21 protein-coding genes are annotated in these 23955 nt (G+C 37.1%); 13 read left to right on the top strand and 8 right to left on the bottom strand.

The annotated features are described in order from the left end of the window. Positions 1 to 250: 250 nt before the first annotated feature. Together F7888_RS18445 and F7888_RS18440 are read right to left on the bottom strand one after the other, a co-directional pair. The gene (locus F7888_RS18445; protein ID WP_191782072.1) at positions 251 to 1642 is read right to left on the bottom strand and encodes a M20/M25/M40 family metallo-hydrolase; all 1392 of its coding nucleotides are present in this window, start codon (positions 1640 to 1642) and stop codon (positions 251 to 253) included. 58 nt (positions 1643 to 1700) lie between these two features. Further along, positions 1701 to 2933: a helix-turn-helix domain-containing protein gene (locus F7888_RS18440; protein ID WP_191782070.1), complete on the bottom strand. Its 1233-nt coding sequence runs from the start codon at positions 2931 to 2933 to the stop codon at positions 1701 to 1703. Positions 2934 to 3059: 126 nt separating this feature from the next. Between F7888_RS18440 and F7888_RS18435 the strand changes: the two genes are divergently transcribed. Both F7888_RS18435 and F7888_RS18430 read left to right on the top strand, forming a co-directional pair. Further along, on the top strand, positions 3060 to 4367 hold the full coding sequence (locus F7888_RS18435) for an MFS transporter (protein ID WP_191782068.1): 1308 nt from the start codon (positions 3060 to 3062) through the stop codon (positions 4365 to 4367). Positions 4368 to 4466: 99 nt separating this feature from the next. Beyond that, complete coding sequence (locus tag F7888_RS18430; protein ID WP_191782066.1) at positions 4467 to 5105, top strand: DUF3889 domain-containing protein; 639 nt, start codon at positions 4467 to 4469, stop codon at positions 5103 to 5105. 31 nt (positions 5106 to 5136) lie between these two features. Here the strand turns inward: F7888_RS18430 and F7888_RS18425 are convergent, their stop codons facing one another. Continuing rightward, positions 5137 to 6027 carry a TetR/AcrR family transcriptional regulator gene (locus F7888_RS18425; RefSeq protein ID WP_191782064.1) on the bottom strand — a complete coding sequence of 297 codons (891 nt, stop codon included), beginning with the start codon at positions 6025 to 6027 and terminating at the stop codon, positions 5137 to 5139. Between the two features lie 185 nt (positions 6028 to 6212). Here F7888_RS18425 and F7888_RS18420 point away from each other — a divergent pair, with 185 nt between their 5' ends. Next, positions 6213 to 7706 carry a DHA2 family efflux MFS transporter permease subunit gene (locus tag F7888_RS18420; RefSeq protein WP_191782062.1) on the top strand — a complete coding sequence of 498 codons (1494 nt, stop codon included), beginning with the start codon at positions 6213 to 6215 and terminating at the stop codon, positions 7704 to 7706. Between the two features lie 71 nt (positions 7707 to 7777). Here the strand turns inward: F7888_RS18420 and F7888_RS18415 are convergent, their stop codons facing one another. From F7888_RS18415 to F7888_RS18405, 3 genes are all read right to left on the bottom strand, one after another. Then, positions 7778 to 8950 carry an MFS transporter gene (locus F7888_RS18415; RefSeq protein ID WP_191782060.1) on the bottom strand — a complete coding sequence of 391 codons (1173 nt, stop codon included), beginning with the start codon at positions 8948 to 8950 and terminating at the stop codon, positions 7778 to 7780. Positions 8951 to 9172: 222 nt separating this feature from the next. Next, a complete protein-coding gene (locus F7888_RS18410) occupies positions 9173 to 9460 on the bottom strand; it encodes a YxcD family protein (RefSeq protein WP_191782058.1) in 288 nt (95 codons plus the stop codon). Then, positions 9448 to 9903, bottom strand: a complete 456-nt coding sequence (locus tag F7888_RS18405) for a hypothetical protein (protein WP_191782056.1) — start codon at positions 9901 to 9903, stop codon at positions 9448 to 9450. Before F7888_RS18405 ends, F7888_RS18410 begins: the two co-directional genes overlap by 13 nt. A gap of 493 nt (positions 9904 to 10396) precedes the next feature. Here F7888_RS18405 and F7888_RS18400 point away from each other — a divergent pair, with 493 nt between their 5' ends. The 3 genes from F7888_RS18400 to F7888_RS18390 all read left to right on the top strand — a co-directional run bounded on the left by F7888_RS18400 (position 10397) and on the right by F7888_RS18390 (position 13926). Beyond that, positions 10397 to 11026 carry an SAM-dependent methyltransferase gene (locus F7888_RS18400; RefSeq protein ID WP_191782055.1) on the top strand — a complete coding sequence of 210 codons (630 nt, stop codon included), beginning with the start codon at positions 10397 to 10399 and terminating at the stop codon, positions 11024 to 11026. A gap of 90 nt (positions 11027 to 11116) precedes the next feature. Then, positions 11117 to 12553 carry a carbon starvation CstA family protein gene (locus tag F7888_RS18395; RefSeq protein ID WP_191782053.1) on the top strand — a complete coding sequence of 479 codons (1437 nt, stop codon included), beginning with the start codon at positions 11117 to 11119 and terminating at the stop codon, positions 12551 to 12553. A gap of 131 nt (positions 12554 to 12684) precedes the next feature. Then, positions 12685 to 13926 (top strand): GGDEF domain-containing protein, encoded by a 1242-nt coding sequence (locus tag F7888_RS18390; protein WP_191782052.1) that lies wholly within the window; start codon positions 12685 to 12687, stop codon positions 13924 to 13926. 238 nt (positions 13927 to 14164) lie between these two features. Here F7888_RS18390 and F7888_RS18385 read toward each other — a convergent pair whose 3' ends face one another. Beyond that, complete coding sequence (locus F7888_RS18385; RefSeq protein WP_412096013.1) at positions 14165 to 14686, bottom strand: methylated-DNA--[protein]-cysteine S-methyltransferase; 522 nt, start codon at positions 14684 to 14686, stop codon at positions 14165 to 14167. Positions 14687 to 14930: 244 nt separating this feature from the next. Between F7888_RS18385 and megL the strand changes: the two genes are divergently transcribed. Continuing rightward, complete coding sequence (megL, locus tag F7888_RS18380) at positions 14931 to 16112, top strand: methionine gamma-lyase (protein ID WP_191782049.1); 1182 nt, start codon at positions 14931 to 14933, stop codon at positions 16110 to 16112. 33 nt (positions 16113 to 16145) lie between these two features. Here the strand turns inward: megL and F7888_RS18375 are convergent, their stop codons facing one another. After that, entirely contained in the window at positions 16146 to 16997 is an 852-nt protein-coding gene (locus F7888_RS18375; RefSeq protein ID WP_191782047.1) for a VanW family protein, read from the bottom strand. A gap of 234 nt (positions 16998 to 17231) precedes the next feature. On the opposite strand from F7888_RS18375, the gene F7888_RS18370 reads away from it, so the two are divergent. The 6 genes from F7888_RS18370 (at position 17232) to tuaD (ending at position 23943) form a co-directional block, all read left to right on the top strand. Then, entirely contained in the window at positions 17232 to 17888 is a 657-nt protein-coding gene (locus F7888_RS18370) for a 5-bromo-4-chloroindolyl phosphate hydrolysis family protein (RefSeq protein WP_191782045.1), read from the top strand. After that, the gene (locus F7888_RS18365; protein ID WP_225228882.1) at positions 17885 to 19039 is read left to right on the top strand and encodes a toxic anion resistance protein; all 1155 of its coding nucleotides are present in this window, start codon (positions 17885 to 17887) and stop codon (positions 19037 to 19039) included. Before F7888_RS18370 ends, F7888_RS18365 begins: the two co-directional genes overlap by 4 nt. Positions 19040 to 19267: 228 nt before the next feature. After that, positions 19268 to 19927: a sugar transferase gene (locus tag F7888_RS18360; protein ID WP_191782043.1), complete on the top strand. Its 660-nt coding sequence runs from the start codon at positions 19268 to 19270 to the stop codon at positions 19925 to 19927. 19 nt (positions 19928 to 19946) lie between these two features. Continuing rightward, positions 19947 to 21410 (top strand): teichuronic acid biosynthesis protein TuaB, encoded by a 1464-nt coding sequence (tuaB, locus tag F7888_RS18355; RefSeq protein WP_191782041.1) that lies wholly within the window; start codon positions 19947 to 19949, stop codon positions 21408 to 21410. Then, a complete protein-coding gene (gene tuaC, locus F7888_RS18350; RefSeq protein WP_191782039.1) occupies positions 21407 to 22612 on the top strand; it encodes a teichuronic acid biosynthesis protein TuaC in 1206 nt (401 codons plus the stop codon). The genes tuaB and tuaC overlap by 4 nt, the downstream gene beginning before the upstream one ends. Continuing rightward, complete coding sequence (gene tuaD / locus F7888_RS18345; RefSeq protein ID WP_191782037.1) at positions 22609 to 23943, top strand: UDP-glucose 6-dehydrogenase TuaD; 1335 nt, start codon at positions 22609 to 22611, stop codon at positions 23941 to 23943. The genes tuaC and tuaD overlap by 4 nt, the downstream gene beginning before the upstream one ends. Positions 23944 to 23955: the final 12 nt, after the last annotated feature.

Raw genomic sequence — 23955 nt, 5'->3', positions numbered from 1 at the left:
AAGGACAAGACATTTTATTTAATAAGTCAGGGACGTTCTTTAGCAAAAATTGATTTGCCCCCTTCAACAAATAGGAGCATTAATGCAACATTCCACTTTAATGTGAAAAAAAGCTTGAATTTCCTCAAGCTTTTTTGTGTGCAATTTACAGTGTTATGTGTTTTGCTAATTCGTATGTTATTTAACCATTGATTTTGGATTTTCTCCACCTTATCGGAACTACTTATCAAAAAAAATGAAGTACTTTTTCTTATACTGTTACACTCAAAGCTTTAGGTAATTTGGCGATCATATAGGCCATATGCACAACACCTTGTTCGAAATCCTTCAGACGAATCGATTCATTCGGAGCATGTGCTTTTGATCCAACCCAGCCTACACCAGTACTAACGACTGGTAGCTTGAGATGCTTACCGAAGATATACATCGGACCAGTACCTGCTGAGTTAGGGGCAAGCACGACTTCAGATTGATAGACTTCTTTTGCGGTTTCTTGAACGAGATGGACAAACGGATGACTATAATCAGAGCGGTAAGCTTTTTGGCCATTGATCATGCTAACCTCTACATCATCAAATCCGTGAGCAAGTAAATGCCTTTGGATGCAAGCTAAAATATGGTCTGGATCTTGCCCAGGAACTAAGCGACAATCTACTTTTGCACTCGCTTTCTTTGGAAGAACTGTTTTTGCACCAGGTCCTGAATAGCCACTATCAATGCCACAAATGGTCATTGTTGGTTCAAAGACCATGGCAACGCGCGGATCCTTACCTTTTTCCGCGGTAATTAAGGGACGCTTTAATCCATATAAATTAGCGACAGCTTCTTCACTGAAAGGTAGGTTATTTACAGCTTCGATCTCACTTTCTGTCGGAGGGGTAATCCCATCATAGAAGCCTTCTACTAAAATTTCATTTTGCTTATTTTTCATAGAGCTTAGTGCTTGAACAAGTCTCCAAGCGGCGTTATCAATGTACGCTCCAACTGAGGAGTGCATATCGATGTCTGCCCCAACACAGTTGAGCTCTAAGTAAGCCATTCCTTTAATTCCAGCGACCATGGTTACGCGTTCCTTTTCATCCTTGCCACCGAATTCCCAAATACAAGCATCTGCTTTGAATAAGTCTTTATATTGCTCAAGATAAGGTGGTAGGTTTGGGCTACCAATTTCCTCTTCACCTTCAATCATAAATTTAATATTACAAGGTAAGCCACCTTCTGTTTCTTGCAGCACTTTAATGGCTGTAAGACGTGCGACTAAATCTCCTTTATTATCTGAAGCGCCACGAGCATAGAGATGACCGTCAATTACTGTCGGCTCAAATGGTTCTGTTTGCCATTCTTCCAAGGGTTCAGGAGGTTGAACATCATAATGATTATAGAAAAGCAATGTCTTTTCAGCATCCCCATTTTCACCTGCGGCAAAATGACCATATACAACAGGATTTCCACCTAGGTCATCCAAGACCTGAGTAGTACCACCAAGCTCTTCAATCATACCAACCACATAAGCCACTGTTTCTGGAATTGCTTTGTGTTGAGCGGAAACAGTAGGGAAGCGTAAGTATGCTTTTAGCTTTTCAATCGATTCATCCATGATTTGACTTGTGAAATTACGTAACCCTTCGATTTGATGAGTCATAAAAAAACCTCCTTCGTAAGTTACTACTAATATTTCGTCATACGAAGGAAAATCCCTTTTATTTTTTAGAGTTTTCTAAAAGTATTTTTTTATAGGTTTTCAAGCTAAACTCTTTAAAGGTAGAAGGGGGAAGTGGGTCGAAATTAGTAACAGCTAATTCAGCTGAGTAAAGAGCTTTGCTTAAATTCCCGAGTTCAAGGTAGGAAAGTGCCTTGTAAGAATCCATGACGTAAAAGATTGAAAAATCATATGGGTGATGAACCGTAGAAGGTATTACTACTTTATTGATCCATTCAATGGATTCTTCATACTGACCAAGGTAGTATAGGGTTTTTCCTTTTTCGAGAGTGAACCATGCACCATGAGACTCTACTGAGGTTGGATCAGCCAATTGTCGTTCAATTCGCTCGAGAGCTTCATGGTGATTATGATCTACGGTGTTCATCGCTAGTATGGTTAATAGTTCACAGAAGATGATTGATTGCCTATCCTCAGCAAATTCTCCGTATTGCTTTAGCTTCTTCGAATAGAGTGCTTTCATTTCATGATTATCAGTTAACATCGCATGTGCAGCAGCCAGTCGGTAGAGATCATCAATTAAATAGTATATTCGACTCTTTTGTGAGAAGGTAATTGCATTCTCCATAACCCGCGTGGCTGACGCTGAGTCACCTACTGAGAAATGTAAAATTGCTTCATGGTAATCGAGATCAAGCTGAGACATAGGGTCTATATAGGTATGGTTTGTTTCAATTTCCTCTCGTTCCTTCAAGAATATATTTAATGCATCAATATAATGGTGTTTTACAAAGTGTTCCATAACTCTTAAATAAGTAATTTCAACCCGTTTTGATGTAATGTTCATTTGATCATATAATTTGGCGGCATGCTGGGCAGGTACTTTCCAACCATCTCTTTTTTCAAAATACAGACTGCCACTATAGATTTGGAGTAATCGGGCAGCTTCATAGCCTTGTATCAATTTGTCGAGGTAAGGCTGAATTAGAGTAATTAATTCTTTGTATTTATTAGGATAATCTGCTGTTTTTGTATTAAATAGTTTTTCGGATTGGTCTAAAATCTCACGTAATTCATGACTACTCACTTCCTCTAATAGGTCGCTTACTTCAACCCCGAGCTGTTCCGCAATATAAGTTAAGCTTTCGATCGAAGGCTTTGATTTGTTATTTTCAATGAGACTGAGCATTCCTTTTGTCAGTTCAGTACCTGCGAGTGCCTCTAGTGTCATCTTTTTTTGTTTGCGTATTTTTCTAATTCGTTCGCCTAGCATAGTAAATGGGCACACTCCTTGTTGATGAATAGTTTAATTATATTAAACTTCTTCTTGAAAGGAAAGTTTTGACATGATATGATTTGTTTAATTAAATTAAACTTTTTATCAGATGAGGTGTTTGGAATGGATGAGCAATCGAAGCTTAAAAAAGCAACATACCATTTGTATACTTTTACAATGAGTAAATTAATTTCAACGTTTGGTGCCCAGGTATATGCATTTGCGATTAGTTTTTATATTCTACAGCTAACTGGCTCAGCAACTAGCTTTGCGACAAATCTTGTATGTAATATCTTACCGCGAGCAGTTGCTGCACCATTTGTAGGGTATTTGGCGGATAAGTACTCTAGAAAAAAGATAGTTATTTTAGCACAAATAGCGACAACTCTAGCAATTGGAGGGCTCCTTGTAATTACAGTTACATCTGGTCTTTCGCTAGTGACGATTTATGCGACTACTTGTATATTGTCACTGACTTCAACGTTTTCGGGAGTAACGTTTAGCTCATCTATTACTGGCCTTGTTGATAAAGCTCGGATTCAAAGGGCGATGTCTTTGAACCAAATGTCCATTTCATTTGCCTCAATCGGTAGTCCAGCCTTAGGAGGTCTATTATATGGTACAGTCTCAATGCCAGTATTCTTGGTGATTTATATGATTGCTTCTAGTATTGCAATAATTCTCGAAGCAACAATGAATTTCAAATTATATGCAACTCCAAAACAAATGGCAGAAGAGAGCAAGAAGGAATCCATGTGGCAAAGCATGGGGGCAGGAATTGCTTATCTGAAATTACAGCCAATCCTATTAACGATTATGTTCATTTCATTTCTTATTAATTTCTTATTTGGTGCATTTGAGGTAGGTTATTCCTACATTTTAATTGAGAAGTTGAAAATGGCGTCTGAGCATTTTGGAACAACTCAGGGCGCATTTGCGATTGGGATGCTATTGATGTCAATTTACTTTTCTATAAGAAAAGAAGTAAAGTTTCCATTATTAGTTTCAAAAAGAGGTATCATCATGATGGGATTGATCATGGGGGCGATGGCGCTGCCACTGTTAATCCAGATGAGCTATTGGACGATATTTGCTTATTACCTTGTTATCATGTTCAGCTTTGGTGCAATGGTTATTATCGTTAATACTCCAATCCAAGTCATGTTTCAAAAACAGATAGACGATGAATATAAAGGACGGGTGTTCTCAATTCTTGAAACAAGTTCAATGGCCTTGATGCCAATAGGGATGGTGCTATATGGTTTTCTCTATGATGTTTTACCAGCACAATGGATTTTGATTTGTTCTTCCACCATTTTGATTGGTGTCGTGTTACTACTTGCGAGACCTTCTGTTATAAGAAATGCACATCCAGAGCTTGGCAGGAAGCAAGAGGAAGCAAGAAAGAAGAAGGTAGGTGTGGTTTCATAATGTGGAAATTAGGCTGATATTCAGTAGATTCGTGTCACCGGTCAACCTTACTTACCATAAGGTATAAAATAATTTTCTAATTAGACTGGAGAGAGATGAATGAATTATTATTCCTATTATCAGAATGGACAGCAGTATTACACTTATCAGCCTTATCCATACTATGATACAAGAAGCTATCCAACAAATCTGTATCGTCAGCAACCGATTAGTGGGCAAGCTACATGGACTGAGGGAGGAACTGTGACTCAATGTGGTATTCCTTGGTCTCATAATGAATATATGACGGCTGCAGTCGGCACAAATACGCCATATCGTTGTGGCCAGACACTGAAAATAAGAAATGTGTCTTCTGCAAATCCGAAGGAAATCCTTGTGGAGGTTGTTGATCGAGTTCCTGGTTTTCCACCAAATAGAATCAATCTGCACCGAAATGCTTTCCGTGCACTTGGGGCAAACCCTAGTCTAGGTGTAATTAATATTGAGATTGTTCCTTCACCTGAGGTGGAGCTTGAAGAGTGGGGGAAGTATTTATTAGCGGTAACTCAAGCGGCGTATCCTGGATATAATGTCACTGATTATAAATTTGTAGGCCGATCAGAGGTTGCACCTAATCAAGCAAGGCAAACATATGAATTTGTGATCAGTCGAGATCAACATCAAATGACAGTTCAGGGAAATGTCATTTATGATATTAACTCAAATAGAGTGATTTCTTTTGATATTAAAGAGGTATAATTCATATGAAAAAGCGCTTAGGATAGCATCCTTAGCGCTTTAATTGTTTAATGAGTTCCTCAAGTTCTTTGATATGCTTTAACCATACTTTTGATAGGGTGTCTTTTTTAAGTGTTAACAGGGCACCCTCGATTAAAAACATGCGGTGTTTTTTTGAGTGGAGTAGTTCTTCGTGTATAAAATCGAGCAGTTCGAAGTGTTTCTCCTTTTCTGATGTTGTAGCAGCTTCTTTTTTTAAGATAGGAACAATTCTAGTCAGCTCTATCTGAAGATCTTGCTTTTGTCTGTTTTCTTCAGGAAATAAGTGTTGTAGGAGCTCAGGTTCAAATAATTTTTGATTTGATGCTTCGAGCTCTTTAACAATGTGGAGAATTCGATCAACACTATATCGAACAACCTGTTTGATGTCAGCGGTGGCATTCGATTGATTTAACATCAGATAATATTTCATATTATGATGCAAAATACCTAAAAACATGATTGTACTATCTAATAGGTAAGGTTTTTTTCCTTCATCAAAGATATCTTGAAATCGTTCGTATACCCAGTGTAGTAATTTCAATTGTCCTTTTTTAAGTAAACCTTTAAGGTCCTCATCATTTGAAACCATGACTTCCTCAAAAAGAGTAAGTAATTTATTCTTTTTATTAATCTTCATTTGCAATTCAATCTGTTGGATGAAAATTTCAATATCTGAGGGGTCCTGCCCGATTAATAATTTTTTCCTTCCTGCTTCAACCTCTGCATTGATCGATTTGAATAGTTCAATTAATAATTCATTTTTAGAGGAAAAATAATTATAAAAAGTGCCTTTTGCAATTCCACTATAATCCAAAATATCCTGAATGGATGTAGATTGAAATCCTTTTTCAACAAATAATTGATGTGCTTTTTGGATGACATGCTGTTTCCGATCGTTCATGATATCACCTTCTATTCTTTTAGACTGCCTGTATAAATTTAATAGTACCTTATTTCTATTGGTTGTACAAACCCAGTAAATAACAAGAATAATTTTATTGCCAAAATTGAACCGTTGGTATAATATTAGTTTCTGGATAGAACAGTGGTACAAAAAATGAACTTAATGTACAGGAGGAAAAATGGATGGAACAATCAATTAAACCCAATGCCCGTCCTCAATATGGAATTCTTGCTGTATTGATGATTGGTGCATTTATCGCATTTTTAAATAATACATTATTAAATATTGCTTTACCTTCTATAATGACAGACTTAAAAGTTGAGCCTTCAACCGTTCAATGGTTAACAACTGGATTTATGCTTGTGAACGGAATTCTGATTCCGGCAACAGCGTTTTTAATTCAAAAATATTCAGTGCGACGCTTATTTTTAGTAGCAATGGGTCTTTTTACACTCGGTACGATTCTTGCGGGTGTGGCTCATGTCTTCCCTGTATTATTAGCTGGTCGTATGATTCAGGCTTCAGGTTCTGCGATTATGATGCCTCTATTAATGAATGTTATGTTAGTTAGCTTCCCAATCGAAAAAAGGGGAGCGGCTATGGGAATCTTTGGTTTAATCTTAATGGCTGCTCCAGCAATTGGACCAACTTTATCAGGTTGGATTGTTGAGCATTATGATTGGAGAATGCTGTTCCACTTTGTAACACCGATTGCTGTTGTTGTCTTACTAATCGGTTTCTTTCTTCTTAAAGATAAAAAGGAAAAAGTGGATATCAAATTGGATCTGTTATCACTTACATTATCAAGTGTAGGTTTTGGTGGATTACTTTATGGGTTTAGTTCAGCAGGAAGTAAAGGTTGGGGCAGTCCATTCGTGTATGGAACAATTATTATCGGTATCGTTTCATTAGTAACATTTATTTACCGACAATCAAAGCTTGAAAGACCTATGCTTAATTTTGAAGTGTTTAAATATCCAATGTTTGCACTGTCATCAGCAATTACAATTGTGTTAAATATGGCCCTGTTTTCAGGGATGTTACTGATCCCAATCTATGTTCAAACGATTCGTGGAATTTCTCCGATGGATGCTGGATTAATGATGCTTCCAGGAGCATTATTGATGGCAGTGATGTCGCCAATTACAGGAAGATTGTTTGATAAATTTGGAGGACGTAGCTTAGCAGTCACTGGATTACTAATAACAACAGTTACAACTTATTTCTTTAGCCAATTAACTCAGGATACTACTTATACTCACTTAGTGATTTTAAATTCTGTACGTATGTTAGGGATGTCGATGGTGATGATGCCAGTATCAACAAATGGATTAAATCAATTACCAACGAGATTCTACCCACATGGTACGGCGATGAATAATACATTAAACCAAGTATCAGGTGCGATTGGAACAGCGTTGTTAGTGACACTTATGTCAAATCGAACTGAAACACATGCTGTAGAAATTGGTGAAAAAGTGATGGGAAGCCTGACAGAGCAACCAACTGAAGCAGCACTTGCAGAGCTAACTAATCAGATTGGGATGCAAGCAATGTTAAAAGGAATTAATGATGCATTCTTTGTTGCCTCCTTAATTGCAGCAGTAGCACTTGTTCTTTCGTTCTTCATTAAACGAGCAAAGCAAGCAGAGGAAACAACTAAAGTGGCTGCTTAGTGGTGCCTGTCACCACCCGAATATTGTCGAAAAAAATGCCCCGAGTGCAGATGCACTTCGGGGCATTTTTTTTATGAGGTTACTAGCTGTGATTGTTTGACAAGTTGATGATAGATTCTGTATAGAATAAGTGCAATTACAGATAAAATAATACCTGTGATATACGGTAAACCAATCGTTAGTGTAAAGAGGAACCCTCCTAATGGTGGACCGATAATTCTACCTAGTGAGTCAAAGGACGATAAAAGTCCAGTTGTACTTCCATGTCCAGCAGTGGATTTCTTTGTAAGGAGGGAAGATATGCTTGGACGAATAAATCCATTACCGATCCCGAATATGGTTAAGTAGATGGCAGCTGTAGTAAAGCTGTCAATGAAGAGAATGAATGTGAAACCAATCATGGATATCACGATTCCAAGTTGAATCACTCTGCCTTCTCCAAATTTCTTAGTAAGTCTTCCAACTAACCCACCTTGTACCATGGCCCCAGCAAAGCCCATAATCATAAATATATATCCTAACTCAACGGATTCTAATTGTGCTTTTTCATAGGCGAAATAGGCAAACGTTGCTTCTAATCCTGCTAATGAAAGAGAAACGAATAATTGTAGGATAAATAAGATCGACATTGGACCATTGAACGCCTTTAGTAAAGGGGTTCTTCTTTGAGACTGAGCTTGACGCTGCTGGTCAGTTAATGACTCTTTTAATACAAACATCACTAGAAAAAAGGTAAGTAGTGAAGAGGCTCCTGCTAGGAAGAAAGGTGTATTCAAGTTCCCTTGTGAGAAGATACCACCAATTGCAGGACCAAAAATAAATCCTAAACCTACCGATGCACCAATGATTCCCATTCCTTTTCCGCGATTTTCTTCACTTGTAACGTCAGCTACATAGGCCATCACTGTTGGCATGTTAGCAGAAGAAAAGAACCCACCGATAATTCTAGCAGCAAACAGCATCCAAAGCTCTGTAGATATTCCCATAAGGAAAAAGGAAAGAGCTAGTCCAAAAATACCCACCATGATGATTGGCTTGCGGCCAACTCGGTCAGAAATTCTCCCCCACATCGGTGCAAAGATAAGCTGCATCAATGAATAGACAGCCATTAATAGACCTAATTGAGTAGGTGAAGCACCAATTTGTTCAGCATAGAAAGGCATGACAGGGATAATAATCCCAAATCCAACCATGACTAAGAACATAACAGCAAATAAAATAGATAATGATTTTTTTGAATTCAAGTGATAACAACTCCAGTATAAAAGGTGAAATAAACCAATATGTATGCTCTATAATTATACCCTTTTTATGATAAATGAGTGCGGATAGGAGAAACTTTTTCGACTTAAATGACAAATGTAGTCTATGGTACGGAGGGATACTAGTAATCGTGTTATCAAACGAAAAAAACTAACTACCTAGGTTAATAGGTGTTAGCTTTTTTTCATGTTTATATAAAACGATTATTTTATCTCGGCAATAATTCCTTCTTCATCATCAAGTACTAGATTTATGCCTGAAAAAGGGTTTCTATTTAAGTACTCTTCTAGCCAAAGTCGAAGTGCCTCAATGATGTTGGCTGTAATTAAGACTTGTTTCAGATCATTGACATAGGCTTCAGCAGAAAAACCGTAGTCATCATCATACATAAGCTCTACTTCAACTTCTTCAGGCTTCACTTGTTTTTTTCTAGAAACGTAGACACAAATTGAATTAATGATATCCTGTTCGGGGATAATTAACTTCTCCATGAATTCATTTCCTCTTTTTTCTTTTTATCCTTGAAGAATATAAAGATTTTACGAATCACGGCGATTAATACAACGATTGCAATAACGTTAATCATGAGTCCTAGAATAGATCCGAGAATCCCCATGTTAGCAAATAAACCACCAAATAATAACCCAGCAAGTCCACCTAACATTAGTCCTTTCATTAATCCACCAGAAAACAATCCACCTTTTTGTGCGGTTGAAGTCGTTGATTTTGTTGTAGAATTTGTATCGGTTTTCTTAGATTGGAACAGTGAATTATTGTTTGTGTTCGTGTTTGTGGTTGTATTTGTATTAAAACTTTTCTTCCCAGATTTGTACCCTTTTGCTTCAACGGTTGTTGAGTGATCCTGGAAAACAATGTTTCCAACCGGTGATAAGACAAGTGCTGCTGTAAGAAATACGGCTAATAATTTTTTCATGTAATTGACCTCCAAATTGTGATGATAATTTTGTTTGAGTAAAAATCTATGATTGAGTTTAGGGCTTTAGATTTTTGTTCTCCTCCTTTAATTTCACTAAAAAAACCTTTACCATGATATATGGTAAAGGTTTGATCTATCGATACTTATCCCTTTACCAAGTTTGGCAAAGGTCTCGCAAACAACATCAGTTGCCAGCTAAGCCGGTGATTGTTTAAATCACGTAATGACGACGTAACTGTAAGCTACTCCCCTTTGGAGTCTATTAAGTTCTATTAGCACAGTGTTTATTCTGATAACTGTATGATTATTTTACTCATTTTTGGGCAATTAGTCAATGGTCCTGTTACCACCCGAATAGGTTTCGTATAATGATATTGTTATATTAATAAAGTGAATTTACTAATTTTCAGTTGATATTAATTATGTTTCGGTACTCAGAAATGGAAGAATGAGAACCGGCTCCATCCTTTAGATGAACGGGAGATTTGTGATGAAAGAGTATTATTATGATAAGTTGCTTAATATTAAAACGGTTGGTGAGCAGAAGGGGTTTAATGAGTCTCTTCATTATCACCGTTATGAGCCGACACCTTATAGTGCATTGGAGCATTTGTTTAATCAGTATGAGATGAAGAGCGGTGATCATGTTGTGGACTTTGGTTGTGGGAAAGGGAGACTGAATTTTTTTATAAACTATATGTTTAGGGCATCGGTTGTTGGAATTGAATTAAATGAGACTTATTACCTTGACGCCATACAGAATCGGAAGAATTATTTGAAGAGATATGGGAAGAATTACGATAAAATTGAGTTTCTTTGTTGCCCTGCAGAAGAATACGAGATTTCAGATTTTGACAATCGTTTTTATTTTTTTAATCCATTTTCTGTGCAAATATTTATGAAAATCATCAATCATATCCTACGGTCTTTTGAAAAAGAAATGAGAGAGATTGAATTGGTTCTATATTATCCATCAAATGATTATATATATTTCTTAGAGAATCAAACGGCTTTTGAACTGAAACAGGAGGTCCAGCTTCCTGGATTGTACAAGGAAAACCCTAATGAGAGATTTCTGATCTATGTCATTAAAGTACTAGATTTCACAAAAAGAAAATAAAAAGTTTTTATTTTTTCAGAAAAATCTATTTACTTTCCTGGGATTCATGTTACTATGAGTGATATTCTAAAATTTTCTGGGGGAACAAAGATGTTAACGTTTTTTGGATCATTGTTATTACTTCTATGTGGTTATTTATTTTATTCTAAATTTGTAGAGCGAGTGTTTGTCGTCAATGACAAGACGCCTACTCCAGCTTATGAAAAGAGAGATAATTTAGACTTCGTGCCAATGAGTTGGTGGAAAGGGAACTTAATTCAATTATTAAATATTGCTGGTCTTGGGCCTATTTATGGCGCGGTAGCTGGAGCCTTATATGGACCAGTGGCATTTATTTGGATCGTGATAGGTTGTATTTTTGCAGGAGCTGTTCATGATTATTTCTCAGGGATGATGTCAATTAGACATAAGGGAGCACAATTCCCGACACTTGTTGGACATTACCTAGGGAAACACATGAAGGTGTTTATCAATGTGGTTTCACTTGTTTTAATGATATTAGTTGCTGCAGCTTTCACAGCTGGACCAGCTCAATTGATAGCCCAATTAACACCATTAAGCTTTATGACAGCTTTATTAATCATATTTTCTTATTTCTTATTAGCAACAATCTTGCCAATTAATCGTGTTATCGGAAGAATTTATCCCCTGCTAGGCGGGATTTTGCTTATTATGGCAGTTGCAATAGGAGTATCATTACTTTTTTCAGGGAAGCAGATGCCCAACTTAACGTTTGAAAATCTTCATCCAGGTGAGTTACCAATTTGGCCATTATTGATGGTGACTATTTCATGTGGTGCAATCTCTGGTTTTCACTGTACGCAAAGCCCAATTGTGGCTTGTACGATGAAGAAGGAAACAGACGGACGAAAGATTTTTTACGGTGCAATGGTGATTGAAGGGGTTATTGCTCTTATCTGGGCAGCAGCGGGTATGACATTCTTTAATGGGACAGGAGGATTACAGGACGCGCTAGCAGCTGGTGGACCATCTGGAGTAGTGAATGAAATTTCTACTTCTCTATTAGGGACAATTGGTGGAATCCTTGCCATCTTAGGAGTAATTATTCTACCAATCACAACAGGGGATACAGCTCTTCGTTCATCTAGAATGATTTTAACCGATATTCTAGCAAAAATCTTTAACATGGATAGTAGATTTAAGGTGTTACTTGTAGCTATCCCGGTTGCATTACCGGCGCTATTCTTAGCAACGATTGATTATACGTTTTTGTGGAGATATGTTGGTTGGACGAACCAGGTAGTTGCCTCTGTCATGCTTTGGGCAGGGACAATGTATTTATTGAAGAACCATAGGTTCCATTGGATTTGTGGGGTTCCGGCATTATTTATGACAGGAGTAGTGTGTATGTATATTTTCTATGCTCCTGAAGGATTAGGCTTAAGCTACCAGTTATCATCTATCGTTGGATTTACCTTAACATTAATCGTGTGTCTATGGTATATTTTCCAAATTATAAAATATCGTCGATTGAAGGATCACTTTACTCAATCTAATGTTGCATAGGAATGTCGAACTCATCTTCTAAAAAGGGATGAGTTTTTTTGATAAATTATAGGATAATTATAAAATATATATATCATTTGGAAGGAGTTTTGTATAATATCAATATCCTAATAAATGTAAAGAGGTTAATTATGAGTCTATTTCATTTTCTACGTGTATCTGAGCCGTCAGTTGAAAAACGGCAATTACTAGAAAGACAGTTATTAAAAGAAAATATTCAGCGGTGTAAGCTGTTTGCGAGCATAGTTATTGTGTTTGAAGCCATTCTCATTATGATGACCCTATATACGAGATTTTCAACGCAACAACCATTATTTGATTTGGACTTTTATTTAATCATGTATTTAACTTTGATGATCGCTAGTGTGCTGATGATTCTTTTTATTCGTTGGTTTGAAAAAAGTAAAATCGTTTCATCCAGAAGGTATACGTTTTTTCGAGCAGGCTTATTAAGCTTTGTTGTTTTCTTTTTGGTCTGGGGTGCGGTAGTTACGCTTGGAGATCAGAAGGAATATGGTCATGTGATGGCATTTGTTGTTAATGTCATGTGTGTTTCCGTTTTGTTTCACGCGACAAATAAAACGATTCTTCAACTATATATCCTACCAATTGCTGTATTAATGATTGGGCTACCATACTTTCAACCATCCAGTGCTGTGGTTATGGGACATTATATTAATCTCTCAGTCTTTTTGTTTTTTTGTTGGCTGGCTTCTAGAATGTTGTATAGAAGCAATGCAACGAATTTTTACAATAAATTGCTTTTAACTGAAACAAATGAAAGTTTGGCACTTAAGATATCAGAAAATGAGAATATTAATAGAAAGCTTGAGAAGGCTAATAAGCAATTAAAAGAGCTTTCTCTCATGGATGAGTTAACAAGAATTTCGAATCGAAGAGGCTACTATGATTATGTTCGTGAAGGAATAGAGAAGTCGAATGTACCACGGAAGTTATCGGTCATTATTTTGGATATTGACGCATTTAAACTTTTTAATGATCATTATGGGCATCTTGAAGGGGATAATGTGCTTCAAAGGGTAGCGCAAACAATCAATACATGTGTAGATGACACTGTTCCTGGAGCGTTTGCAGCAAGATTTGGTGGGGAGGAATTTGTGATTGCCTCATTTGATCTCGATTCTTTGGAAGTCTACGAGTTAGCTAATTTAATCAGGCAGTCAGTTACTCAATTAAAAATCATTCATGAATATTCGTCAGTGTCAGAGTATGTAACCATAAGTCTTGGCTTTGCAACAAATACAATTAGCAATATGGACGAGCTTCAACCACTCATGGAGGCGGCTGATCAAGCCCTGTACAAAGCCAAAACATTAGGTAGAAATCAAGTTGCTGAATATCAAACGACATAAATGGAAAAGGGAAAGAAGGATGTAAGATGTACCTGTAGAGGTCTCACATCCTTCTTTCCTTTTGGCTGTTTTCGTATAGATTGTTGCTTTTAATACCCGCAGCCTGAATACACTCCGCGTCCTGTGGGGACACACGCATCCCACGGGAGTCTTGAGTGTATTCAGGCTGCTAGAAATCTCATTCTCAATAGTTCATCTCAAAACAACAACAAACTTTGAGAAAGCAGCCTTCCTTTTTTTATTCAAGCTGCTGCTCAATCTGAAGTAGCTGCTTCTTCATCGTTAACCCACCGCGATATCCTGTGAGGGAGCCGTCTTTACCAAGCACCCGATGACACGGAATGGAAATAAGGAGAGGGTTTGCCCCTATGGCAGTACCAACTGCACGAACAGCCTTTGGTTTATCTATCGCTTCTGCAATCTCAGAGTATGTTGTTGTTTTTCCATATGGAATAGCTTTCAATGCATCCCATACTGCTAGCTGAAATGGTGTACCATATAGGTCAAAAGGGAAGGAAAAGCTCTTTCTTTTCCCTTGAAAAAACTCAAGGATTTCAAGCTTAAATGGTTCGAGCTTATCATCATTTTGCTTAAGGGTTGTTTTTGAGAAATATTTACTCACCCAGTCCTCTAATTCTTGATAGGTTTTGTCAATGGATCCGACAAAGCATAGCCCCTTCGACGTAGCTGCAATATGTATGCTCCATTTCTGATACCTGATCAAGGACCAGTATAATATGGGCTCATTCATTTCTTCCAATATAAACACCTCCGTATAAATAGTCCGCAATCTTCATGAGGAACTTCTTATTTTTATTATAGTCTATCTCTTTTTGGAATTGAGAAATAATGGTGAATTTGTTATAGGGATATTTTTGGCGCACATTTCTTAATGGCTCAATACAATATAGAAATAACCAAAAATGTACGATAAGACAAAAGAAAACGCTCACAATTGTAGAGTTGCATTTACATTTATTAATACGTGTCCAAGGAGGAGTAAAATGGGAAAAGATATCGAATATCAATTTGAAACAAAGGCCATTCACGCAGGCTATGAGCCAAAGAATCATCAGGATAGCTTAACGTCACCAATCTATCAAACATCGACGTTTACTTTTTCAACACTTGAGCAGGGAGCGAAGCGCTTTGCTGGTGATGAGGATGGCTACATTTATTCAAGACTATCCAACCCAACAGTGTCTGGATTAGAAGAACGTTTGGCTCAGCTAGAAGAAGGAGAAGCAGCACTTGCATTTGGTTCAGGTATGGCAGCAGTGTCAGCAGCATTAATCGGTTTAACAAAAGCAAACGATCATATATTATGCTCTAGGGGGATTTATGGATGTACATTTGGCTTATTACAAATGATGAAGGATAAATATCATATTGACCATCACTTTTCTGATTTAGCTTCTGAGGAAGAAATTCTACAGGGAATCCAAGCAAACACGAAAATCATTTATATAGAAACACCCATAAATCCAACAATGAAAGTAATAGATTTAGCACAGATAGTAAGAGTAGCAAAAAGAAAAGAGATCATGGTGATTGTTGATAATACATTCTCTACACCGTATCTACAGAAACCGATCACGCTTGGCTGTGACCTTGTCATTCACAGTGCGACCAAATATATTGGAGGTCATGGTGACGTGGTGGCAGGTATTCTTGTTGGTCAACAAAAAGTCATCACTAATTTGAAGAAGACCGTCCAAAAGGATGTCGGTGGTATTATTTCTCCATTTGATGCCTGGTTGTTACTAAGAGGAATTAAAACTTTAGCAGTGAGAATGGATCGACATTGTGAAAATGCGAAGAAGCTTGTTACTAAATTGAAAAGTCATCCTAAGATTAGAGCAGTGTATTATCCTGGTGACAAGGATCATCCGGATTACGAGATCATGAAGAAACAAATGAAAAAAGGCGGAGCCCTTCTGTCATTTGAAATTGAGGGCACCTATGAAGATGCTGCTAAGGTAGTCAATAAGTTAAAGTTGATCCCTATTGCTGTCAGCCTAGGTGATGCAGAAACACTCATTCAGCATCCCGCTTCAATGACACATGCAGTTATCCCAGAAGATGTAAGACAGGAAATGGGTATTTCAAATGAACTTTTACGTTTGTCAGTAGGTCTAGAAGCATGGGAGGACCTTTGGGAAGACTTGAAGCAAGCTTTGGATTAAAAGTCCATAGATTTCTGGTGGTGCCTGGCACCACTAGAAATTAATTGCTTCAGACGAATATATATTTACATACACCACCCCATGCCCAGCCTTTGCTCGTATTAGTATTGGCTGATTATGTACGTTCTTGAAGATGAAGTCAGGTCCGTACCAGCTAACAGTGGCATCTCTTCCTGGCGGAACATATGGAACTCTTCTGCTATGTGAGTATCTTTGAACAATTTGTAATCTGGCACGATCAACAGCATTAAATAAAGTAGAAGAAACCTGACAAATTCCTCCACAAACTCCTTCATATAACTCTCCTCGAATAATTATAGGAGCAGGTAAATAGCCTTTCTCTACCGTTCGTTTCCCTACTACTTTATTAAATGAAAAGACCTCCCCTTGGAATACAACATGATTATCAATCGCTTCTGCAGAAAGCATAATATTATGAGAACGTTCAGTGTTATTATAATTATAGAAGGTAGCATAGCTTCCAATATGCTTCACGCGAATGTCAGCAAGTAGTTCACTATCTACTCTTGGATGAACGGTTTTTATAGGAATCTCAACGATTAGTGAACCGTTTTTGAAAAAGTAAGTCAAAAATGATTTTGTAAAAGCTTCTCGATCTAACTCATAGCCTGATTTGCCAGGAATGATTTCTCCAGAATCGGCTATCATGGCATTAATCGGTTTTTTTGCTACTTGCTTATTTATTTTGTCTATAAATTCATTTAACATATTTTCATCAATTAATGGAGTGTCAATCAAGGGAGATGTAAATGCATCTCTATTAACGGTAGCGATTTGTTCTCCTTTGTGTGTAAGGATTAAATCATTGCTCTCATTAGGGAGTGGTAAAATCATCAATAAAAGACTCATCATAAAAAGTTTCATATTTAGCATCGCCTCCAACACTTAGTATGAGTTTGGAGCACGGCTTTCATGTCATAAATATGTAACGAATAAAATACGCCTTAAGTCTTAGAATGTGTTAGATTTAAGGTCTATTGAAGTGAATAGATATTTAGTATATCTTTAAATAGTATAAAATTACCTTTTATGTTATTGAAACCATCGCCATTATTTATTCGTAAAGAGATATAAGTATTAAAGTCAGGGGAGATTCATATGAATCGATTTATCACATCTTTTTTGCAAGTGATATTTACAGTAAATACAACAGTTATCACATGGTTAATTAGTTATATTGGTTTGGACCAAGCATATTGGATTGCTACTGGATGGTCTCTTCTAGGAGGCGTTGCCTTTTATGGTGTTACATCTGCAATTATACAAGCTCGTTTCTTTAATAAGCAGGGGATATCTCGTAAAGAATATCGCTATATAAAAGGAAACTTAAAAGAAGCGAAGCGAAAAATTTATCGGCTTAATAAAGCATTAATCTCAATTAGACATATTCCATCATGGAAACAACGATTAGATCTTGTAAGAATGACTCGCAAAATCTATTCTATTACGAAAAAGGAACCAAAAAGATTTTATAGGGCAGAGAAATTTTTCTTTTCTCATTTAGATTCAGCTGTCGAGCTTGCTGAAAAGTATGTGTTCTTATCCTCGCAACCCAAAAGAAATAATGAACTAGACCAAGCTTTATCGGAGACAAGAAGAACATTAGAAAGCATAACCGAGACAGTTGAACAGGACTTATATTACCTTATTTCAAATGATATTGATCAGCTTCATTTTGAATTAGATGTTGCAAAGCATACATTAAAGAAAAATAAAGATTCAAAAATAATTGATGAAAGTAGGAAGTTAAAATGAGTCAATACAATTCATCAAAAGATCATTTAATGGACGATCTTCTCTCAAACCCATTTAATGATCAATTAGAGGAAACAAGCCATTCTTTAGAAGAAAAAAAGTCAAATAAACTTATTGATGTGATACCTCCAGAGAACAGAGAAAAGGCATATCAGCTCGCTAAGCAAATTGATCCTAAAAACCATCAAGCGATGATTAGCTATGGAACACAAGCGCAGTCAAAGCTTATGACATTCTCTAATAATATGATTGAGCATGTACAGAAAAAAGACATTGGTGAAGTCGGTGAAATCATCCATGAGCTGATGAAGCAGTTTAATGAAGTGAATCCAGATGAATTAAAGCCCGAGAAAAAGACGATGCTTGGGCGGATGTTTGGAAAAGTATCTGGGTCATTACAAGAGGTTATGTCTAAATACCAGAAGACAGGTGCACAAATTGACCGTATTAGTGTAAAACTGGATCGAAGTAAGAATCTTCTCTTGTCAGATATTATGATGCTAGAAAAGCTGTTTGAGAATAATAAGGAATACTTTGATGCCTTGAATGTCTATATTGCTGCTGGTGAGTTGAAATATGAGGAGTTAATGAATGATGTCATCCCAGCATTAAAGAAGGAAGCAGAGCTTTCAAATGACCAAATGAAGTTCCAAGAAGTCAATGACATGATGCAATTTGCTGATCGATTAGATAAACGAGTGCATGATTTGAAGCTTAGTCGAGAAATGACAATTCAAAGTGCTCCACAAATTAGGTTAATTCAGAACACGAACCAAGCACTAGTCGAAAAAATTCAATCATCGATTATGACAGCCATTCCACTATGGAAGAATCAAATTGGAATAGCATTGACCTTAATTCGTCAGAGAGATGCAGTAGAAGCGCAAAAGCTGGTTTCAAAAACAACGAATGATTTATTATTAAAGAACGCAGAGATGTTAAAGTCAAATACTGTTGAAATTGCGAAAGAAAATGAACGTGGGATCATTGATATCGAAACGCTAAAGAAAACAAAGGAAAATATTATTTCAACGTTGGAAGAAACACTCAGAATCCAAGAAGAGGGACGCAATAAGCGTAGAAATGCTGAGCATGAGCTAGCAACGATGGAATCGGATTTAAGGCAGAAATTATTACAAATAAAAGGCTAAATAATACGGACAAATGTACCAATAAAAACTGGTTGGAGAGGGATATGCCCTTTTCAATCAGTTTTTTTATTGTAAAAAAATTTACACATCTTTACACCTCGTTAAAAATATTCATAATTCTTTATCAATTATTTATAAACCCTCAATTTAAGCTTCATATTCACACAATATAATCCTAGTTAGCAGAAACAAATCCAGATGAATACGAAGCTGTGAGGTGGTAAGTGTTTGAGTACTGAAAAAAGCTATCAATTCTACCAGGATTATTCGTTGGTTCAAGCTTCCAATCTCGCATTATCAAAACGAGCAAAGCACTATCTATTGTTAAAAAGAGTAATTGATATTGTGCTATCGGTTATTGGAATCCTTCTTGCGTTTCCAATTGTTATGGTGTTTGCGATTGCAATTATCTTGGAAACACCAGGATCACCGTTTTTTATCCAAGAACGAGTTGGGAAAAACGGAAAATGCTTTAATATTATCAAGCTAAGATCGATGAAAAAGGACGCAGAGATAAATGGTGCGAAATGGGCTGAAGTCAACGATATAAGAGTAACTAAGGTGGGTTCATTTATAAGAAAAACAAGAATAGATGAACTCCCACAACTAATTTCAGTGTTAAAAGGGGATATGTCGATCATTGGTCCGAGACCAGAGAGACCGATTTTTACTGAGAAATTTGATAAAGAAATACAAGGGTTTAAGGATCGTCTCCTCGTTAAGCCAGGGCTGACAGGCTTAGCTCAAGTAAATGGAGGATATGACATTTCGCCAAAAGAGAAGCTTCATTATGATCTCATCTACATCAAGAACCTGACGTTTTCTTTAGAGTTAAAAATATTAGTGAAGACCTTCAAAGTTGTCTTAACAGGTGAAGGAGCGCGTTGATAAAAAGGAAGGGAAGTTCATGACAGCAATTAAAGCCCAAATGCAAAAAGGAATGAAATGGACCGGGATTTCAACGGTTATTATCACGGTCATTCAAATCGTTCAATTTGCATACCTCGGGAAACAAATGAGTCTTGCCGAATTTGGGCTAGTTGGCATGATGACAACCATTATTATCTTTGCACAAATCTTACTTGATTTTGGAATAGGGTCTGCCATCATCCAAAAAGAGAACATATCGAAAACGATGTTCTCAACATTATTTTGGCTAAACATGATGATTGGAATGGTCCTTTTCCTTCTTTTATATGTTGGAAGTCCAATTATTGCAGGTTTCTTCCAGCAAGATGAATTGGTCGAATTAATTCGAATTATGGCATTCATGTTTCTCATTGCCCCAATCGGACAGCAATTCCAATATATGATGCAGAAGGAATTGCAATTTCAGGTATTAGGCATGATTGAAACAGCGGTGACATTGATTTCATTTATTTCTTTAGTCATTTTGTTTTGCTTTGTTAGTCCCATTTATGCTTATGTGATCTCTCAACTGGTCTTTTATGGAGGCAAAGGAATTCTCTATTTTGTGGTGTATCAGCATAAGTGGCGACCAACGTTTGTATTTAAATTATCAGAATGCAAGGACATTCTTTCATTTGGCTTTTATCAGCTCTTATCGAGATTAGTGAATCGAATCGGTGCAAATATTGATTTGATTTTAATAGGAAGATTCATGGGGGCTGAGGCATTAGGGATATATCATTTAGCATATCAAATTGTGACGATACCTGTTTTGAAGATCAATCCAATTGTAACTAGAGTTGCATTTCCAGTGTTTGCAAAGAACCAGCATAGCAATAGTGTGCTGAATGAGGGTTTCTTACACATGACAAAGATCTTAAGCTTCATTTCATTTCCGCTCCTTGTTGGATTGATCGCTGTTGCTGATGAATTTATTCTTTTTGTCTTTGGAGAAAAGTGGACTGCAGCTGTTCCAATTCTTCAAATCATGGCAATCGTTGGAATTCTGAGAGTGTTAATGAATCCGAATGGCTCGATTATTCTAGCCAAGGGTAAGGCAAATATTGCTTTCTATTGGGATGCCGTTGTTCTACTTCTATATGGTGGTTCGTTATTAATTGCAGTGACAACAAACCAATTAGAAATAGTTGCATGGACGTATGTCATTGTTTCAATCCTGAACTTTATCTTTGGAAGATGGCTCTTAGCGTGGCTAATTCAGTTAGAGTGGTCTCGTTATCTGAAAACAATTGTGGTTCCATTTGTTTTATCAGTCGTCATTGCCATCTTTGCTTATGTCATAAAAGAAATGATGGCAGCAGTCATTCCGAATCCGGCTTATTGGCCACTCATCATTTCGGTTAGTAGTAGTGCATGCCTATACATGCTGCTATTATCGATTCTTTATCCAGCACATCTTACTAAATTCGCCAAAAGACGGATAAGAGGTAGATCTATATGAAGGTTTTATGGGTAACAAGTGCATATCCAAGTGATTTGCATCCAGGGAGTGGAGTCTTTCATGAGACTCAGGTTCAAGCGTTAATCAAGCAAGGTATAGAAGTATCGATTATTTGTCCAGTTCCTGTTCCATTTTCATTCTTTCGTTTTCTTAAATCAGATTATCGGAAACGAAAGCAAATACCGATTAAGTATGAGCGAAAGGGAGTACATGTCTATCGACCACCTTATTTAGCCATACCAGGGCAATTGAGATGGGCTCAGCCAGATAAACGAATTGCCAAAGCCATTTTAAAGACAATGGATCAAGAGCGAATTCAAGCAGATGTGATCCATGCGCATTTTGCGATGCCCTCAGGTGGTGCAACAAGACATGTAGCAAAGGTTAAAAAGTTACCTTGGATTCTTACCTTACATGGTAGTGACGTGAATATCTATCCGCATTATAGCTCTGGGGCAATGAAGGTATTTAGAAAAACGGTGGCTGAGGCGAATCAGGTGCTATCTGTTGGGAAAATGCTCAGTGAAAAAGCAAAGGAATTAATAAGACTGGAAAGTAAGGTGCTACCGATTGGAGTTGATCTCACTAAATTTCAGCAGCCAAGCAATACGAAGCTTGAATTAAGAAGAAGACTTCAGCTTCCGGAGGATAAAAAGCTGATATTGTTTGTGGGAAGACTGACAAAGGCAAAAGGGATTGATGAACTTGTCGATGCTGTAGAACGAATCTCAAAGGACACGACTGTTGTCTTTGTAGGTGATGGTCCAGAAAAAAATAGATTGAAAAAGCTTGAGGCTATGAACCCAAGAATTATTCTTGCTGGGCAGGTTGAAAATGACAAGGTAAAAGATTACATGCTTGCTAGTGATGTCTTCGCATTACCCTCTTATTCTGAGGGGATGCCAACGGTAGTGATTGAAGCATTGGCGTTAAAAATACCTGTGATTTGTACAGATGTTGGAAGTGTGCCAGATCTATTTGGAAAGCATGAGCAGCTGTTAATAAAAAAACAATCGGTCGACAGTCTAGTGGAGCGAATTGAAGACATTCTTTTTAGAGATCTTTATACGATGAAGGTTCAGCATGAACTCTATCATCATGTTCAGAAATACTATGATGCCAATGAAAATGCTAGGTTGCTAGTTGATGAATATAAGGGGATCGTAGAATTCACTGAAGGAAGAGAGGAGCAAAGTCTATGAAGAAAATCGCAGTTATAGGTACAGGATATGTTGGTTTAGTATCAGGCACATGCTTTGCTGAGGTGGGGAATAAGGTTACTTGTTGTGATATTGATCAACACAAGATTGATTGTCTATTACAAGGTGAAATGCCAATCTATGAACCGGGCTTAAAGGAGCTTGTCGAAAAAAATGTACATAGAGGCACACTTGATTTCACTAGCCATATTAGTGCAGTGATTCAGGAGGCAGAGGTAGTGATCATTGCTGTTGGTACGCCGATGTTATCAACAGGTGAAGCTGATTTGAGTTATGTAAAACAAGTAGCTAAAACCATTGGTGAGAATCTAAATAACTATAAAATCATTGTAACCAAAAGTACGGTACCAGTTGGAACAGGGAGAATCGTTCAAGAACTCATCAAAAAGCATGCTCCAAATCAGCAAACCTTTGACATTGTCTCTAATCCAGAATTTCTTAGAGAAGGGGCTGCAATTAAAGAAACAATGAAGATGGAGCGTGCAATCATTGGTACCTCCAGTGACCATGCCTATCTCGTGATGTCAGAGCTACACCAGCCTTTTACATCAACCATTGTAAGAGCGACTGTTGAGACGGCGGAATTGATTAAGTATGCAGCTAATGCCTTTTTAGCTACGAAGATTTCTTTTATCAATGACATGGCTAATATTTGTGAAAGAGTAGGTGCTGATGTCACGAAATTGTCTGAAGGAATTGGTTTAGACTCACGAATTGGACCTAAGTTCTTACAAGCTGGTGTTGGGTTTGGTGGTTCTTGCTTTCCAAAAGACACAGCAGCCTTGTTACATACCTCAAAACAAATTGGGTATGACTTTAAATTAATTGAAGCGGTAATGGAAACCAATGAAAATCAGCGAATTGAATTGATTAATAAGCTTGAGCTAGCTTTAGGCAATCTGCAGGGAAAAACAATAAGTGTATTAGGGTTAGCCTTCAAACCTGATACAGATGATGTAAGATCGTCTCCGGCACTGGATATTATTCCTCATTTAGTTAGACAAGGTGCAGTGGTCAAAGCCTTTGATCCTATCGCAATCGGGGAAGCAAAACGTAAGCTAGGATATGAGTGTACGTATTCTGAGGATCTCTATGAAACAATAACGGATACAGATGCATGCTTAGTATTAACGGATTGGAAGGAAATAAAGAATTTAGATTTAAGAAGAGCAAAGGAGCTCTTACACAACCCAATTATCATTGACGGAAGGAATTTATATGACTTAGAAATGATGAGAGAGTTAGGATTTACTTACGTGTCTGTGGGAAGACCAGCTATAAAATCTGAAACAAGTGTAACGAAAGCAAATTAGGAGGAAATTCTG

The sequence above is a fragment of the Litchfieldia stipae genome, assembly GCF_014837155.1.
Lineage (GTDB): Bacteria > Bacillota > Bacilli > Bacillales > Bacillaceae_L > Litchfieldia.
Note: the sequence above shows the minus strand (reverse complement) of the source record. Positions and strands in the feature narration are given on the sequence as shown.

Coding starts and splice junctions, on each gene's coding strand:
- F7888_RS18445 (WP_191782072.1), bottom strand. CDS start 1,642: ATGACTCATCAAATCGAAGGGTTACGTAATTTCACAAGTCAAATCATG.
- F7888_RS18440 (WP_191782070.1), bottom strand. CDS start 2,933: ATGCTAGGCGAACGAATTAGAAAAATACGCAAACAAAAAAAGATGACA.
- F7888_RS18435 (WP_191782068.1), top strand. CDS start 3,060: ATGGATGAGCAATCGAAGCTTAAAAAAGCAACATACCATTTGTATACT.
- F7888_RS18430 (WP_191782066.1), top strand. CDS start 4,467: ATGAATTATTATTCCTATTATCAGAATGGACAGCAGTATTACACTTAT.
- F7888_RS18425 (WP_191782064.1), bottom strand. CDS start 6,027: ATGAACGATCGGAAACAGCATGTCATCCAAAAAGCACATCAATTATTT.
- F7888_RS18420 (WP_191782062.1), top strand. CDS start 6,213: ATGGAACAATCAATTAAACCCAATGCCCGTCCTCAATATGGAATTCTT.
- F7888_RS18410 (WP_191782058.1), bottom strand. CDS start 9,460: ATGGAGAAGTTAATTATCCCCGAACAGGATATCATTAATTCAATTTGT.
- F7888_RS18405 (WP_191782056.1), bottom strand. CDS start 9,903: ATGAAAAAATTATTAGCCGTATTTCTTACAGCAGCACTTGTCTTATCA.
- F7888_RS18400 (WP_191782055.1), top strand. CDS start 10,397: ATGAAAGAGTATTATTATGATAAGTTGCTTAATATTAAAACGGTTGGT.
- F7888_RS18395 (WP_191782053.1), top strand. CDS start 11,117: ATGTTAACGTTTTTTGGATCATTGTTATTACTTCTATGTGGTTATTTA.
- F7888_RS18390 (WP_191782052.1), top strand. CDS start 12,685: ATGAGTCTATTTCATTTTCTACGTGTATCTGAGCCGTCAGTTGAAAAA.
- megL (WP_191782049.1), top strand. CDS start 14,931: ATGGGAAAAGATATCGAATATCAATTTGAAACAAAGGCCATTCACGCA.
- F7888_RS18375 (WP_191782047.1), bottom strand. CDS start 16,997: ATGAAACTTTTTATGATGAGTCTTTTATTGATGATTTTACCACTCCCT.
- F7888_RS18370 (WP_191782045.1), top strand. CDS start 17,232: ATGAATCGATTTATCACATCTTTTTTGCAAGTGATATTTACAGTAAAT.
- F7888_RS18365 (WP_225228882.1), top strand. CDS start 17,885: ATGAGTCAATACAATTCATCAAAAGATCATTTAATGGACGATCTTCTC.
- tuaB (WP_191782041.1), top strand. CDS start 19,947: ATGACAGCAATTAAAGCCCAAATGCAAAAAGGAATGAAATGGACCGGG.
- tuaC (WP_191782039.1), top strand. CDS start 21,407: ATGAAGGTTTTATGGGTAACAAGTGCATATCCAAGTGATTTGCATCCA.
- tuaD (WP_191782037.1), top strand. CDS start 22,609: ATGAAGAAAATCGCAGTTATAGGTACAGGATATGTTGGTTTAGTATCA.